Consider the following 15,701-nt stretch of genomic DNA (forward strand, 5'->3'; position numbering starts at 1 on the left):
ACTACTCAACCTCCCTATATAGTATCGCCAGCATAGACTGTAACTCTTCTTCCTCAAGACCTAAAAACCTACTTTCTTTCACAACTGCTATTAGTTTCTCTTCGATGATTTTAAGCTTTTTTTCTCGTAAAAGCTCTTTGTTCTGAGGAGCTACGAAGGAACCCTTGCCAGCTACTGTTTCAATAAAACCTTCTTTCTCTAGTTCTTCATAGGCTCTTTTTGTGGTGATAACACTGATCTGTAGGTTTTTAGCTAGATTTCTAATAGAGGGGAGAGGCTCACCTTCCTGAATTTCCCCCTTCAAAATCATGGCTTTTACTTGATTAAGAATTTGTTCATAAATAGGTTCTTGGGATGCATTGGAGATAATTATTTTCATTGGATCCCCTCCGTATATACTGTATATATATTATATATACAGTATATACGGAGGCTTGTCAAGTTATTTATGAAAAAATTTTTAACAAAAGTAAATGAATAAAAAAAGAAACTAAAACCCATCAGGAGGTCTTAATTTCTTTTGTTTAGTACATATGCATATTTTCACTAAGGAGTGATTTGATTCTTCCGTAAAGATTAGGTGTTACTTATGTTGCTGTTCTTGATTTAAAACCCAGCTTGATTGTTGATTAGCATGAGACATTTGTTCTGTTGGACTAATATAGGGTTGTGCCCAATCTTTCTTTAAGATAAGGGCTGTTAATGAGTCATGGGCAGTGACCTTCTGGGTTAATAAACCAGCAATAAACTGTCTTACTTCAGGGGTAGTGGCACGTAAGTTTGCTGCTAGATAAGTATTTGCTGCACTTTTCATAGCTAGATCTGTGCTTAAGGCAATTATCTGATCATTTAGTTTTATATCTGTCATCCCCATCAAGTTCCTTAATATTAAGCCCATCAGTGCACCCCCTTGATGATATTGTTTTCATTAATAAATTGTTGCATACTTTTTATTTTGCCTTCGCTGATTTGGATAAATGAATCTAATAGATTTTTCAACTCAGTATCCTGAACCAATTCTCTAACAGCCTTAGCATCCGCAAGGCTAACTGTCTCCATTGAAAGTAACGATGTTAAATCTAACATTTCTGATGTTGTTATTTGGCGCATTGCTTATCCCTCCTAATGATTCTTAATAAATATTATTATCCAGAAGAAAGAAAGTTATAGAGGTATATTATGGATTCATTACAATAAACAAACACTTTATGACAGATCAGCGAAAGTATCTATTTTACTGACCTTATAGGCTAACAAATAATATGTAAAGAAAAAGGGCAAACCTAAATAATACTCCCAGCGAAGAGGTTCAAAAATATCAAACCAATGAAACAAGGGTTCTACTACAAAAACAACAAATAGGGAAAAAAATACTGCTTTTAAGTAAGGAGAGAGTTTAGGTTTGAATTGAATCAACAACATTGTTGTAACTGGAATAATGCTAAACCCCCAAGGTATATAAAAAGTATGATGGTGATGGGAGGGAGGCAAATTATAATGCCATAATCTAAAAAGAACTCCCATGGAATCGAAAAAAATTTTTATAGAAGCTATAAAAAGACCTGCCAGCAAAAGTCGTCCAGTACTTTCTTTTTTACGCAAAATGAGCCATATTATCCATGGAAGTACTAAGAATATTACAGAAATCCAAATTTTCATCATTTATATGCCTCCTAAGTCTATTCATAGTTTCTCCATAATTAAGGGTATTATTTTAAGATTTTTTTGAGAAAATATTTATTAAGTTTATTCGTTTGATGGATATATTTAGATAGGTAGAAAAGGTGTGATAAATTGAATTCTTTTCAACTACTTTTTGATATAGTACATCTCAAAAAAAATAAAGAACTAAGTTTGCCGCAAACACAAGAAACTTTCAAAGCATTCGTGGATGCGATTTTTCCCAGGACCCATGAAGAATCCAGTGGGGGACTGGATTTACATACTGAAGAATTTCTAATCTGGGTGCTGGATCATCTTCTATCACTAACGATTTTTAAGAAAAATGTGAATATTCCAATGGCTAATGTAACTGCTGAAATGCTTAATATAGCTGCAAAACAGCTAATTGATAAGGGAGAAAATAAAAAGCCTGTAACCCCCGATATAATACAGGAAAAAGGTGTTTTTGCAGCCCTTGCTCCAAGTGACCGTTTCCGTGCTATTTCTCTCTTGGAGGAGCTTCGGTTAAATCTTGAAAGTTTGCCCATTCCTTTTTGGAATAATTCTGGCGTTGTACTTGCTATCACAACTGTACTAACCCTGTTGAGTACCTTTGGACACTATTCTGAATGGTGTGCATATGACTCAACAAAATTGGAAACAGCAGAGAATCGTATAATACAAGAATTTCCTGCAACTTGGAAAGAGGTGGGTTATCCTGGTCCATCTAAGGGCTATCGTGCCCTTCGGGGTTATTTACTTGAGTAATCTAAAATAGGAAGGGTGCAAATGATGCATGAAATAGACGTTATAGTTATCGGAGCAGGTGGAGGAGGTCCTGTTGTTGCCAAAGAACTTGGGGAAACAGGAATAAAAGTGTTGTTGCTTGAGGCTGGACCCTGGTATGGACATAAAAAATGGCCTCATCCAAATCGGGAACAAGGTGCTATAAGTGATTCAAATCCAGATAACTTAAGTCATGAGATTCTGGAAAAGCATTTTACCGATTATGAAGATGACATGAATAACACTATATCAGGAAAATTTCGTTGGGGTCCTGCTGATAGAAGTAAACCTCCTTGGTTTCGAAACATTCCTCAAGGGGGTTTTTCTTGGCAGAATTCTGGGGTTGGGGGAACGACACTCCATTACTTTGCCAATTCCCCCAGAGCTTTACCCATTGCAGTGGATAAAGTCTGGCCTATTTCTTATCGTGAATTGATGCCATATTACGAAAAAGTTGAAGCTACCCTTCCTGTTTCGATTGCACCAATGACAACTAAGGAAGAACTGTTTTTTTATGGTGCTAGAAAAGCTGGTTGGTCACTTTTAAAAACCCTTAATATAACTAGTCCTGGTTATCAGCCCCAACAAAATGCCATATTACCACCAGACCCAAATATAAACGATCTAAATTATAAGTTTGACGGCAAGAACCTAGGTTGTACCCTTAGCGGTCATTGTATTAATGGCTGTCATGTTGGGCCAACAATCGAAAAAGTAGCGAAACGTTCAACCATGGTGAGTTATATTCCCCTTGCTCTTAAAACTGGAAATGTGGAAATTCAACCAAATACCTTCGTCACTAAAATATTGACAGAAAGCGATAAAAAAGGTCTTAAGGCGATTGGCGTCCGGTGTAAAAATACATGGACAGGGGAAATCTCTGAATTCAAGGCAAAAGCAGTAGTCATGGCAGCAGGCAGTATAGAAACACCTCGACTTTGGATGAACTCAAAGCTACCTGATAATCCGTGGGTGGGAAAGGGGCTGACCAATCATTGGTATGATACTATTTCTGGAATATTTGATGAGAAGGTTTTGTTGAAAATATTAGGTGTCCCTAGTGTAGAACCTTATGTTGGACAAACTTCAGCAGCAAGATTTGTTTATCCTGGGCTTGGCGTAATTCAGGGAGTTGGTCTTAGTCCAGGATTAAGTGCTGCATTGCTGTATGCTTTAAGCAGAGACTACAACTTTTTGCGTAAACCTTACCCAGATGAGCCTTGGGATGTTAGAGGCAGAGTAGTAGGTGCAGAACTTAAAGAATATATGCTGGAATATCCAAGAACCTTAAGTGTATTAATTCTTACTGATGATGAAGTAAATCAAAATAATGGAGTTACACTTGATCCTATCTTAAAGGATGAATATGGTCATATACCTATAATTAAGTACCAACCAAGTAAAAAAGATAAAGAAAAGAGGGATAGGCTGGCTGTCATTGCTGCTGATATGTTAAAGAAAGCAGGAGCTAAAAAAATTCTGCGTTCCGATGCCCTATCTAATTTACTTGCTCATATCGAAAGCACAATGCGTATGGGATATGTTATAGATACTGATTGTGAAGCCTATCAAGTAAAAAGGCTATTTGTAGCGGATAATAGCGCACACTACAACTGCTTAGGGGGATCAAATCCTACACTTACAACCCAAGCTTTAGCCACTCGTACGGCAGAAAAAATAGTCAAGAAGTATTTTAGCTAAAAGATGCTTCCACATAAAATAACCTCTACCTATTATAAAAGTAGAGGTTGGGTATTATTGCATACTAAATTATTCTACATTGCTGCTTTAAACAGATCTATGATATCTTCAACTGTACCCTGTCTTGGATTTACTAAAGCTGTTAGATCTTTTAGTGCATTTTGGGACATTTGCTGGATATCCTTTTCTTGAACACCCATTTCCGCTAATCCATTGGGCATTTTAAAATCATACCGCATCTTTAATAGGGAAGCTATAATTTTATCAAGAGCTTGAGATTTTTTATCTGCTGTAATATTCATAGCTTCAGCGATCTTTATTATTCTTTCATCTGGTATAGATACAGCATTATACTCTAGTACAAACGGCAATAAAACGGCATCGTAGTTTCCATGATATTCATTATAAAAACCGCCTAATTGATGGGCCAAGGAATGAGCATATCCCAAGCCGGAATTATTTAAGGTCATTCCTGTCATCATACTGGCAAACATCATCTTCTCCCTTGCTTCTAAATCGTTCCCATTCTCATAGGCTCTAGGTAGGTATTCAATAGCAATTTTTAAAGCATGGAGAGCCAGACCATCGGTTATAGGAGAAGCTTCAGTACATAAAAATGATTCAATTGCCTGGGTTATAACGTCAAATCCCACCCCCGCCGTTAATTCTTTAGGCATGGATGCCATGAACATAGGATCATTCACCGACATAATGGGCATCATATTCGGTGAACCCATCAGCATTTTTACTTTTCTGGAATTGTCGGTTATTACAGTAAACATTGTCACCTCAGCACCAGACCCTGAAGTAGTATTAATACAGATCAAAGGAATCATAGGCTTGGTGACCTTCTTCCAACCTTCATAATCAGTGATGGAACCACCGTTGGTAGCTACGGTGGCTATGGCTTTTGCACAATCATGATTTGTTCCACCACCAATGGATATTAGAAAATCGTAGTCTCTTGCAAGTACATTCAGCTTATTTGGAAAGTATTTTAATCCATCTTCAACGAAGGACACCGTTGGGTTAGAATGAAGTACCCCATCAAATATGTCATAGGAAATAAATAAGGATTTCAAGATTCTTTCGATCATTTCAACATAGCCTAAAGATATCATGTTTTTGTCAGTAACAATTAATGTTTTTTTAATCTTTAAATGCTTTATCTCATCCGGAAGATCCTTAATAGCACCAACGCCAACGAGATTAGTTTTAGGCATATAAAAATTGTGGGTATTTTCTGCCATGCTATATTCCTCCTACTATAAAAGGTGTATAAAATATATAGATAAGCAAGTTCAAACTTTAATTTTGATATACAGGGTCTACGGTTTCTCCCCAAAACCGTGGGCTACAAATGTAGCCCTTAGTATATCAAAATTAAGTCCTGATGTTGTTTATCTATAGTATCTACTATAAATAAATATCCTATCCAAAGGAATGTTGTCATCTTAATACCTCTGCTTCCCCGATGTTTAGCCTTAGCTGGAGGCGTTGATTATTTTATTATTAAGCTTCTTATATTTTGATCAGTATTTTCTACTTTTGCATCTACTTTGACATTTACATCAATGTCAGGGAAAACATCCTCCCATTGATCCTCAAGTTCAGTTTGCCATAATCTTGTATGCTTTCTATAAAAGGCAAAACCAAATCCAAATATATCTGATTGAAGCTCTTTTTGACTCTTTTTTAACGCAGCTTCGATATCTGAATGTATGCTTTCGGAAAGTTTCATTTCCATGATATTGATGTCTTCAGGCAGCAATATATTGGAACCTTTGCTACTATAATACTTTCTTAATTCAGCATTTACTTTTACTGCAATATTGATAACTGGTTTGCCATTGTCTATTTCAGCACTTACTTTGCTGTTTGATCTATCTATATGGTAATAGAGTATATCCTGTAGATCAGTGGTATTTGATTCTTCGGATACTTTGTAAGCACGGGTATCCTTTCCTGTGATCCACGAAAATCCAAAACTTTCTTTTTCATTAAGCCATCCTACAAATTCACCTTTTTTAAAAACAGCAAGATTTGAGGGTCTTTGAGCTGCTTCGTTTTTCTCCAACTGTAGTTTGGGATCGACTGTAATGATACGTGGTGCTGTAGCTTGTATTCCAGGGACAGCCAGCATCGCTGTAAAATCTTGGATTGAAACAGGGAAGATGACACCTGTGTCCTTGGAGAGAACAATTGAATTATAGATTTGTTCACTGGAGGGTATTGGGTGATTAACGTCAAAGGTATTGATTGTGTCCTCAGCTTTGCCTGATGCGATGACAAGATAGGTAGTATCTCGTATAGCTGGTGTGCGGTTGAAGAACTCTATTAAATCCACCATAATATGCTTTGCTGCTTCTTCACCAACAACAATGACTTTTAAATAACCCCAAAATAAATACTTAGAAGTTCTATCTCTAAGTTTTGATAAAGCACCAAATATTGTGTTATCTGTAATTGAATAGATAACACCGTTTTGTGTCGAAGAACCTTGGGAGGCTTCTTCATTGCTGTCTTGTTTTGTTATAGGAATATATTGAATTGTTACTGTAATTTCATTGGAATCTTTATTATAATCAATCCCCAAAGTGGCGAGCTGTATCATATTTTCATATTCTATATAATCCCAGCAACCTTGTAAGATGAGTAGAAAGAATATAAGCAGTGCTAAAAAAGTATGTTTTTTCTTCATAATTAAACCCTTTCAGTTCTTTTGTTTTTTTATAATCCATAGGAAATTCTATACTTGATCATCCTTTGAATTTTTCAATGGAAGACCTTGTCCTAAATATGCTAATAGAAGTAAGAAGCAGGACAAACACAGAAAAGGGTAAAATGATATAGTTTGCCAACAGGACTGCAAGGAAATAGGCCTTATTATAGGAACTTAACCATACTGCAGGGATAAATGTCATGATGGCTGTTATGAACAACAATAACAGGGGTTTTTTGTTGTAAATTTTTTTTGCAGATGTCCATGCACAGTATATACACATTGTGATTTTACCAATAGCAATAATTTGATAGCTTGCGAAAATAAATATTTCTAATCCCTGCAAAAAATTTCCCATTTTTATAATTCTAGCTGCATTCACTCCTCCAAATGCTACACCTTTTGCAAGTTCAGGGCTCATCACTCCTATGATTACGAATATTGCTGAAGAAATAACAACAGCACTTAGGGCTATTCCCTGTACAACCCACATGTAGTGTTTTGCAGGACTAGGTATAAAGCGTACTAAAATCATTAAAATCAGTAAACATTCAGATGCGGCTCCTATCATAAATAGGGTTCCTTTCAAGAACCCAGTGAAGGGCATATTAAATACAGGAATAATATATTCGATTTTAAAAAAATTTGGAAATGCAAAGATAAAGGCAGCAAAATAATTAACAACACCTAATACAGCTAGTATTTCAGTCAATCTTGCAAAGGATTGAATTTCACCATATGAAAACATTGCCCCAAGTAATACTAATAACATCATGGTAACCCAAACAGGGGTATACTGTAAGAAAAACACATTAAGCATTTGTGTAAACATATTTAGCTGTGCAACTGCTACTGCAATATTTACTAAAATAAATGCTATACTCACAGTCTTGGCTAAAAACTTTCCCAATCCTCTTTCTAAAATATCGAAAATCGTACTTTGGGGATAGCGGTTACTAAGATATAAAATCCACATTGCAAAAGGGATGATTAATAAAGCCCCCAATAAACCTGCTACCCAGGCAGATCTATCTACATAATCATCAATCCATGTATGGCTGTATACGATATTGCCTATAACCCCAATAAAACATAAAAAAATAACTTGCTCTCTTGTAAGTTTGATATTCTCTGGCATAAATGATCATTCTCCCTCATGCTTCTTATTATTTATTCTGGTGGGGTTATAAGGAGCCAACATGTTTAAGCGTTTTTTTAGAACCCTTATAGGGGCACGTATAAAAGTATCCTTCATGCCTTCAAGGTCAAAGGGTACTAAAGGATATAAATAAGGGACACCAAAGGATTCTAGAGATACTGCGTGCCAAAGGATAATGGCAATACCACTAATTAATCCAAACATGCCAAATAATCCCGCCAGTAGAATGAGAAAAAGATTGATCAGCCTTGAGGGTATTACCATAACTGTGGTGGCAATGGCATAGGCTGATATGGCTGAAATAGCCACTACGATAATAACCGAGGAACTTACATAACCAGCAGTCACAGCAGCATCTCCTATCACCAAAGCTGCCAACACCCCTATGAAAAAACCCACTGCCCCTGACATACGTATAGATGCCTCACGGATGACGGTAATGGCAAATGACAGGATCAGCAGCTCTACAACAGAAGGTAAGGGGACACCTTCCCTTCCTGCCGCTATATTTATGGCAAGGGGAGGAGGTACGATGGCATGATTATAGGCTACGAATGACAGATATAAAGGTGAAACAATTATAGATAATAAAAAAGCTATATACCGGGTACTTCTTAAATAAGAAGAAACAATACTTCCTTCAGTATAATCATCCATTGTTTTAAAATTATCCCAAAACAATCCTGGTCCTATAAGGACAAAAGGGGTATTATTACATAGAATAGCAAAGTACCCGTCTGACAGGGATTTTGCTACCATATCAGGACGTTGGGTTTGTCTCCATTTAGGAAAGATAGATAAGGGTTTATCTTCTATCAATTCTGCTAAAGCCCCTAAATCATTGATCATATCTATCTCTATACTTTTTAAACGCTGTCTAGCTTCCTCAACAATTGTTGTATTAGCAATATCTTTCATCCATAGCAACTTTACTTCTGTACGAGAGAGGGTACCTATCGTAAAGCTTTCAAAACATAGATCAGGAGTTGGAAGTCTTTTAATAACCATACTGATATTGGTTTGTAGATCTTCTATAAAGGACTCCTTTGCTCCAAATACCACTACTTCATTATCAGGTTTTTCTATAGGACGTTGTTCTATTTTACGGCTTCCTATAATAAAAGCAGTAGCTATCCCATCAACGAAAAGCACCGTTGATCCGATGAAAAGATTATCTACAATCTGTTTCATTTCAGTGGTTCTTTCTATATCTGATGTATAGATAAACTTTGATTGTATTTGTGTAAGGATATCATCGAAGTCCGTATTTAAACCAAATTCTCCCCGAAGAAGAGGTTCTATGACTTGTCTGCTCACTAATTGGTTGTCGGTGATGCTGGCTATGTAAACCACGCCTATTTGTACTTTGCCATTTAAAACCGCATACTTTCCTTCAATAAGACCTATATCCTTTCCAATAAGACTATTTAAAAATTCGAAATTTTTATCAATATTTGGAAAGATACTCATTTCAAGGAGTTGAGAAGGCAGTGTTGTTGAATATTTACTTTTATTATTAGTGTTTGTGCTTTGATTCTCCATGGCTGTTACTTTTTTCGGTTTTTTAGGCATTCTCATCTTTACTCTCCAAATAAATGACATAATATGCTTTCATAATAGTATTAGAGTTGCTTTGAATTTTTATACAGAAACACACGAATCCATTGTATTTAGCGCCTTGTTAGACTGCTGCATACTATGTGCTGTATAGCAAAATTCTTTGATAGAAAATTGCATCAAAGTTTTAGGACAATAAAGATAAATACTATATTTTGGCTTTCAGTATACTGATAAAATGTTTGTATAGGAAAAAGATCAAGCAAGATACCCTCAAAGTAAAATGAACTACAATTTAGGGAGAGTAAAAGCTTCTCCTGAATTGTAGTTCATTTATTATTTTTATAGAAAGTAATGTATAATAGATATTGATATGATACTTCAACTTTGAAGAAATTTTGTTATTATTATTGACAAGATTCAAAAAACATGATAATTTAAGTATTAATAAATTAAAATAAGTATTAATAAATTAAAATCGAATTTAGTTTATTGATACTTAAATTACATAAAATTAAATAATCTAAAAACAGTGATAGGGATAAGTAAACAAATACAGATGTCTTAAAGAGAGTGGGGAAAGGTGAAAACCCATAGACTATGGTTGTTGAATACACCCTGGAGTTGCAGGCTGAAATCTAAGGAGACTAAGCCCAGCCGGTTAAATGCCGTTATATAAATGAGATATAAATTTGGATGGTACCGCGAACAGATTATTCGCTCCAGTGGGGGAGAATAGTTTGTTTTTTTTATATTTGGGAGACATCTAAAAGGGGGGATGATGTAAATATCTATTAAAGAAAGTATAATTCATAACTTATAAACAAAGAAAGGATGGATTCTTCTTGAGCCAACAAGCGAATAAAGACTTCAATGAGATAGAAAAAGATGCTCAGGAGCTATTAGAGGAAAAAGATGCGGATATGCGCATTAGAAATTACGATGGTTTTTTAAGTATAGGTGTAGTGATCCTTTTAGTAGGATGGACAGCTTTCCAGCTATATTTTAATACTTTAGGGGTGATGGATGCCATTACCTTAAGAGCTTATCATGCGATGTTCTTATTACTATTTACTTTTTTATTTTATCCAGCTTATAGTGCAGAGAAAAGGATAAGAAATTTTCCACCTGTTCAAGATGTTTTGTTAATACTTTTAACTGTATTTGTTTTTGGCTATTTGATTTTAAACTATCCGAGGGTAGCTATGTCAGGTGGTTTTTTAAATGAGACTGATTTAATTATAGCAGGGATAGGTATGATCGTAGTACTAGAGGCAGGAAGAAGAACAAGTAAAAATTTAGCTGTTTTAGCAGTAATTTTTTTATTGTTTAATTGGTTTGGAAAATTTGTCTCAGGTCCCTTAGGACATTCTGGATTTACCTTAAGAAGAGTGTTGAGCCATATGTTTTGGGGAAGTCAAGGAATCTTTGGTGTAGGGATAGGTGTTAGTGCTACCTATATATTTACCTTTGTTATTTTTGGAAGTTTTTTAAAGTATAGCGGTTTTAGCCAGTTTATTAATGATATTGCACTAACTTTGGTAGGACGTTCTCCGGGAGGTCCAGCAAAGGTTGCGGTACTTGCAAGTGCTCTTTTGGGAATGATGAATGGCAGTGCTATTGCTAATGTGGCCACCACTGGTACTATTACAATACCCCTAATGAAAAGAACAGGATACAAAGCTGAGTTTGCAGCAGCAGTAGAGGCAGTAGCATCTACTGGAGGACAATTTGCCCCACCGATTATGGGTGCTGTAGGATTTGTCATGGCGGAATTTTTAGGAATAAATTATACGCAAGTGATGCTTGCTGCCTTTTTACCAGCTTTTTTATATTACTTAGGTATTCTAGTTTCTGTTCACTTTGAAGCAAAAAAACTAGGACTGAAAGGTCTTTCAAAAGAAAATATACCAATTGCTTTAGATGTGATAAAAGAAAGAGGTCATTTAATTATCCCTCTGGTGATTTTAATGGGAATGATGATGTTGGGATATACACCACTGTTTGCAGCAGTTGCTGCTATCTTCTCTACATTAATATCATCTTCCTTTAGAAAAGAAACTAGAATGGATTTAAAGACCATTATAGTAGCCACAGCAGAAGGAGCCAGAGGTGCTATTGGAGTAGGTGTATCATGTGTATTGATTGGTCTTATTATTGGAACGGTTTCTTTAACTAGCTTGGGACTAAACTTTGGTTATGTGGTTTTAGAAGTTGTAGGGGAAGGACAACTTTTCTTAGGTGGATTTATGGTAATGATTATGAGCATAATTTTAGGCATGGGGGTTCCAGGCGTAGCCGCATATGTTATTGTGGCAGCAGTAGCAGTACCTGTACTGATCAATGTAGGTGCGACACCAATGGCTGCACATATGTTTTGTCTAATCTATGCTTGTTTATCTAACATTACGCCACCAGTGGCTATGAGTTCTTATGTAGCAGCAGGTATAGCAAAATCTAACCAAACAAAGACATCATTGATTGCTATCAAGTTAGGTATTACGGGATTTATTCTTCCTTTCTTTTTCTTAAATAATCCTCTTTTATTGTTTGGCAGTGTTGAGAATGTATCTTTGTTATTGACGATTAGAACATTAATTACTGCTTCTATTGGGGTGATTTGTTTAGCAGCAGGTACAGAAGGAGTGTTGATTAAAGAATGTTCTAGGATTACTAGAGTCTTACTTATTATTGTTGGGCTTTTAGCGATTGATCCAAAGTTACAGACAGATATTTTAGGAATGATACTATTAATAACCATCACTGTTATACAAATGAGAAGTAAAGAGCATGCTTTAACAGTTTAATATAGTAAAAACTAAACTTTAATATAGATGTTCTACGATTTCCTTTAGAACTAAGAGCTACATAAGGTAGCTGTTACCTACTAAAGTTTAAAAGAGCATGTCTATATAGAGTACATTAGCGTTAACTTAAGCCATGATTTGTCATCCTGAAGGAGCAAAGGGAAGTCGAAGGATCTTAAAATTCTTCGTTATTCTAAGATCCTTCGCTATGCTCAGGATGACAAACCCAGAGGGGTTTTAGTAATAATTGGATTAAGTTAACGCCTATGATATAGAATATAAATTAAATGAAATAGGGGGAAATGTTAAATGAAGAAAGTATTATTATTAATCTTAGCATCTTTAATGATTTTATCAGGATGTACTACAAAAACAAATGAAAATATGGCTGAAAATGAGGCTGGTGAAAAAGAAACAGTAACAATTAATATTCCAACTGCAGCAACTACGGGAGCACTTTATCCATTAGGCTCATCTATAGCGAACTTATGGAGCAATGATTTAGACTATGTAAGAGCTAACGCACAAGCTTCTAACGGGGGTATCGATAACTTAAACCTATTACAAAGTGGGGAAGCTCAAGTAAGTATGGCTGTTACTAGTGTGATGTATCAGTCTTATAAAGGAGAAGCTACTTTTGAAGGAAGACCCAATGAAAAACTAAGAGTAATTTCTGGACTATATTACAATCCAAATCAAGTGGTTGTAAGAGAAGAATCAAATATTAATAGTTTGAAGGATATAGCAGGGAAAAACTTTGCTTCCGGTGCTCCAGGAAGTACTACAGAAGTAGAAACAAATCTTCATTTAACAGAAGCAGGTGTTAATTATCCTGATGGATTAAAAGTGCAATTTATTGGTTTTACTGAAGCCATTGATCTTATGAGAAATAGACAATTAGATGGTGCTTGGATCATGGCTGGACTACCTACTGCTGCTGTGACAGAAATTACTACTACAGCAGGTGGTAAGCTGGTTTCAATTGAAGAGGATGTAATTACTAAATTACAAGCAAAGTATCCTTGGTATGCTAAATACGTTATTCCAGCAGGAACTTATGATGGACAAGAAGAAGACATAACAACTACTGCAATAAAGATGGCAATGTTTACAACTGCAGACCTTTCAGAGGATGTAGTATATGACTTAACAAAATCCTTCTGGGAAAACATAGATACTTTAAAACAATCCAATAATGCATTGAAAGACTTAACTATCGAAGATGCAGTTACAGATTTAGCAGGACTTCCGCTGCATGATGGTGCAATTAGGTACTACAAAGAAGTAGGAATCCTAGAATAAGAAGTAAGTGTTTAAGATTCAATATAAGATGACTATAGGTAATAAAAAAACATGCTTAAAAAGGTTGAGTACATGCCAAAAGGCAAGGGAAGAAAAGCAGAGAGACTTATAGGCCTATAATCCTTGATATTTCCTTGATATTTCCTTGATATTTAAGGAAAGAAAGTAAAAAGTATTGAAGCATTGATATACTATATAGAGTGTATGTTATATATAATAAAAGAAAGTGTAGATTATACACTTTCTTTTGTTGTGTAAGAAGGTAGCAAAGCAGTTTTTGAGAATCTTAGTCTAGGGAGTAAAGCTTTAATATACAGGGTCTACGGTTTCCCCAAAAAACCTGGGCTGCAAATGTAGTTCTTAGCCTACTAAAATTTACGGTGTATATCTATGAATGTATTTCAGACCAACAATTCACGGAAAATAATAGTGATAAAAGAAATTAATTTTTGATATAATTCAAATGATAGGATAAAAATATACAGCAGTAGATGGACTTTAGAAATTAAAACATAAAAACATCAAGATGAATCTATTAAAGTTAACGGGAGGAAGAAAAATGACATTACATATTGTATTATTAGAACCAGAAATTCCACAGAACACAGGAAATATTGCAAGGACTTGTGTAATCACAAACTCTGTATTACATGTAATTGGTCCCATTGGATTTTCATTAGATGAAAAAGCTGTAAAAAGGGCAGGACTAGATTATTGGGACCTATTGGATTTTAGATACTATAACAATTATGAAGAGTTTGTTGAAAAAAACCCTGGTGCTAGAATCTATTATGCTACCACAAAGGCTGAAAAAAGACACAGCGACATAGCCTATGAAGAAGAGGCATATGTGATGTTTGGTAAGGAAACTGCTGGGATTCCGAAAACAATCCTTGCAGCAAATAAAGAAACCTGCATAAGAATTCCTATGCTAAATATAGAAAAAGCTCGTTCATTAAATCTATCCAATTCAGTTGCTATTGCTATTTATGAAGTTTTAAGGCAATGGGATTATCCAGGGATGAGATAGAAAAATTAGATTAAAAATTATCCCATAAAATAGAAGGTAATATCCTGTTTTTATGGAATAAATTAAGTAAACCATAATGTATGGTTAAGGTAAATTATCAAATCGTCAAAGGGAGGTTTAAGATGAAGCGTATTCAAATTATTACCGATAGTATGACGGATGTACCCAAAGACTTAGTAGACAAGTATAATATTCTTGTAATTCCATTGACTATCCACTTTGAAGACGGGGAGTATCGTGATGGTGTAGATCTGACGGGGGCGGAGTTTTATAAAAAGTTGACAGAAGTAAAGGAGCTGCCTAAAACTTCTCAAATTTCTCCAAATACTTTTATGGAAGCTTTTAAGGAAGTGCTAAAGCAAGAGAAAGAAATTATCTGTATCAACGGCTCCTCCAAAGCCAGTGGCACCCATCAAGCAGCAGTATTGGCCAAAAAGGAGTTAGAAAATGACAAAATCGATGTATTTGATACCATGAGTCTATGTTTTGGGGGAGGTTTCTATGTATATGAAGCCGTAAAAATGGTAGAAGAAGGTAAATCAAGAAAAGAAATCCTTGATACACTAGAAGAGATGAAATCAAAAGTTGATCATATTTTTACTGTAGATACATTGGAATATTTAAAAAAAGGTGGAAGGTTGAATCCAATGAAGGCTACCATTGCAACAATACTTAATGTAAAACCCATCCTAACAGTTGTGGAAGGATTAGTGGAGCCGTTGGATAAGGTTAGAGGTAGTAAGAAAGTCATCAGTAAGATGATAGAATTATCCAAAGAGAGAGGTGGAGATTTTACAAATAAAACTGTTTCAATAGCTCATGCTAATAATCCTGAAAAGGCGGAAGAACTTAAAAAGATGGTGCTTAGTGAGCTGAAGCCTAAAGAGATCATTATGACAGAGATAGGGTGTACCATAGGAACCCATGCTGGTCCGGGCACTTTAGCAATTTTTTATCATAAGTAATTCTCGTATT

The 15,701-nt window shown here is 35.4% G+C and carries 14 protein-coding genes and 1 other annotated feature; of the genes, 6 read left to right on the plus strand and 8 right to left on the minus strand.

Annotated elements, in window-relative coordinates; all coding sequences use genetic code 11:
* Position 1: 1 nt before the first annotated feature.
* The 4 genes from CACET_RS05950 to CACET_RS05965 all read right to left on the minus strand — a co-directional run bounded on the left by CACET_RS05950 (position 2) and on the right by CACET_RS05965 (position 1,662).
* Positions 2–379 carry a GntR family transcriptional regulator gene (locus CACET_RS05950; protein WP_044825385.1) on the minus strand — a complete coding sequence of 126 codons (378 nt, stop codon included), beginning with the start codon at positions 377–379 and terminating at the stop codon, positions 2–4.
* A 204-nt stretch (positions 380–583) separates the two neighbouring features.
* On the minus strand, positions 584–898 hold the full coding sequence (locus CACET_RS05955; RefSeq protein WP_044825384.1) for a spore coat protein: 315 nt from the start codon (positions 896–898) through the stop codon (positions 584–586).
* Positions 898–1,110 carry a hypothetical protein gene (locus CACET_RS05960; protein WP_044825383.1) on the minus strand — a complete coding sequence of 71 codons (213 nt, stop codon included), beginning with the start codon at positions 1,108–1,110 and terminating at the stop codon, positions 898–900. Before CACET_RS05960 ends, CACET_RS05955 begins: the two co-directional genes overlap by 1 nt.
* Positions 1,111–1,206: 96 nt before the next feature.
* Entirely contained in the window at positions 1,207–1,662 is a 456-nt protein-coding gene (locus tag CACET_RS05965; protein ID WP_052661490.1) for a CBO0543 family protein, read from the minus strand.
* Positions 1,663–1,794: 132 nt separating this feature from the next.
* On the opposite strand from CACET_RS05965, the gene CACET_RS05970 reads away from it, so the two are divergent.
* Positions 1,795–2,430: a hypothetical protein gene (locus tag CACET_RS05970; protein WP_044825382.1), complete on the plus strand. Its 636-nt coding sequence runs from the start codon at positions 1,795–1,797 to the stop codon at positions 2,428–2,430.
* Between the two features lie 21 nt (positions 2,431–2,451).
* A complete protein-coding gene (locus CACET_RS05975) occupies positions 2,452–4,149 on the plus strand; it encodes a GMC family oxidoreductase N-terminal domain-containing protein (RefSeq protein WP_201774954.1) in 1,698 nt (565 codons plus the stop codon).
* A gap of 74 nt (positions 4,150–4,223) precedes the next feature.
* On the opposite strand, the gene CACET_RS05980 is transcribed toward CACET_RS05975, so the two are convergent.
* From CACET_RS05980 to CACET_RS05995, 4 genes are all read right to left on the minus strand, one after another.
* Positions 4,224–5,399: an iron-containing alcohol dehydrogenase gene (locus CACET_RS05980; protein WP_044825381.1), complete on the minus strand. Its 1,176-nt coding sequence runs from the start codon at positions 5,397–5,399 to the stop codon at positions 4,224–4,226.
* A gap of 251 nt (positions 5,400–5,650) precedes the next feature.
* Complete coding sequence (locus CACET_RS05985) at positions 5,651–6,850, minus strand: Ger(x)C family spore germination protein (RefSeq protein WP_044825380.1); 1,200 nt, start codon at positions 6,848–6,850, stop codon at positions 5,651–5,653.
* Between the two features lie 58 nt (positions 6,851–6,908).
* Positions 6,909–8,009, minus strand: a complete 1,101-nt coding sequence (locus CACET_RS05990; protein ID WP_044825379.1) for a GerAB/ArcD/ProY family transporter — start codon at positions 8,007–8,009, stop codon at positions 6,909–6,911.
* A gap of 6 nt (positions 8,010–8,015) precedes the next feature.
* Positions 8,016–9,608, minus strand: coding sequence for a spore germination protein (locus CACET_RS05995; RefSeq protein ID WP_242846942.1), 1,593 nt, complete (start codon positions 9,606–9,608; stop codon positions 8,016–8,018).
* Between the two features lie 502 nt (positions 9,609–10,110).
* Positions 10,111–10,315, plus strand: a binding site (T-box leader).
* Positions 10,316–10,432: 117 nt separating this feature from the next.
* Here CACET_RS05995 and CACET_RS06000 point away from each other — a divergent pair.
* The 4 genes from CACET_RS06000 to CACET_RS06015 all read left to right on the plus strand — a co-directional run bounded on the left by CACET_RS06000 (position 10,433) and on the right by CACET_RS06015 (position 15,691).
* Positions 10,433–12,394, plus strand: a complete 1,962-nt coding sequence (locus CACET_RS06000; protein WP_044825378.1) for a TRAP transporter permease — start codon at positions 10,433–10,435, stop codon at positions 12,392–12,394.
* 309 nt (positions 12,395–12,703) lie between these two features.
* Positions 12,704–13,696: a TAXI family TRAP transporter solute-binding subunit gene (locus CACET_RS06005; RefSeq protein WP_052661489.1), complete on the plus strand. Its 993-nt coding sequence runs from the start codon at positions 12,704–12,706 to the stop codon at positions 13,694–13,696.
* 559 nt (positions 13,697–14,255) lie between these two features.
* The gene (locus tag CACET_RS06010) at positions 14,256–14,726 is read left to right on the plus strand and encodes a tRNA (cytidine(34)-2'-O)-methyltransferase (RefSeq protein WP_044825377.1); all 471 of its coding nucleotides are present in this window, start codon (positions 14,256–14,258) and stop codon (positions 14,724–14,726) included.
* A 122-nt stretch (positions 14,727–14,848) separates the two neighbouring features.
* A complete protein-coding gene (locus tag CACET_RS06015) occupies positions 14,849–15,691 on the plus strand; it encodes a DegV family protein (RefSeq protein ID WP_044825376.1) in 843 nt (280 codons plus the stop codon).
* Positions 15,692–15,701: the final 10 nt, after the last annotated feature.

The sequence above is a fragment of the Clostridium aceticum genome (assembly GCF_001042715.1).
Classification (GTDB): Bacteria; Bacillota; Clostridia; order Peptostreptococcales; family Natronincolaceae; genus Andreesenella; species Andreesenella acetica.

Bases quoted from the DNA above. Each gene is read 5' to 3' on its own strand.
- CACET_RS05950 (WP_044825385.1), bottom strand. From the start codon at position 379: ATGAAAATAATTATCTCCAATGCATCCCAAGAACCTATTTATGAACAA.
- CACET_RS05955 (WP_044825384.1), bottom strand. From the start codon at position 898: ATGGGCTTAATATTAAGGAACTTGATGGGGATGACAGATATAAAACTA.
- CACET_RS05960 (WP_044825383.1), bottom strand. From the start codon at position 1,110: ATGCGCCAAATAACAACATCAGAAATGTTAGATTTAACATCGTTACTT.
- CACET_RS05965 (WP_052661490.1), bottom strand. From the start codon at position 1,662: ATGATGAAAATTTGGATTTCTGTAATATTCTTAGTACTTCCATGGATA.
- CACET_RS05975 (WP_201774954.1), top strand. From the start codon at position 2,452: ATGATGCATGAAATAGACGTTATAGTTATCGGAGCAGGTGGAGGAGGT.
- CACET_RS05980 (WP_044825381.1), bottom strand. From the start codon at position 5,399: ATGGCAGAAAATACCCACAATTTTTATATGCCTAAAACTAATCTCGTT.
- CACET_RS05985 (WP_044825380.1), bottom strand. From the start codon at position 6,850: ATGAAGAAAAAACATACTTTTTTAGCACTGCTTATATTCTTTCTACTC.
- CACET_RS05990 (WP_044825379.1), bottom strand. From the start codon at position 8,009: ATGCCAGAGAATATCAAACTTACAAGAGAGCAAGTTATTTTTTTATGT.
- CACET_RS05995 (WP_242846942.1), bottom strand. From the start codon at position 9,608: ATGAGAATGCCTAAAAAACCGAAAAAAGTAACAGCCATGGAGAATCAA.
- CACET_RS06005 (WP_052661489.1), top strand. From the start codon at position 12,704: ATGAAGAAAGTATTATTATTAATCTTAGCATCTTTAATGATTTTATCA.
- CACET_RS06010 (WP_044825377.1), top strand. From the start codon at position 14,256: ATGACATTACATATTGTATTATTAGAACCAGAAATTCCACAGAACACA.
- CACET_RS06015 (WP_044825376.1), top strand. From the start codon at position 14,849: ATGAAGCGTATTCAAATTATTACCGATAGTATGACGGATGTACCCAAA.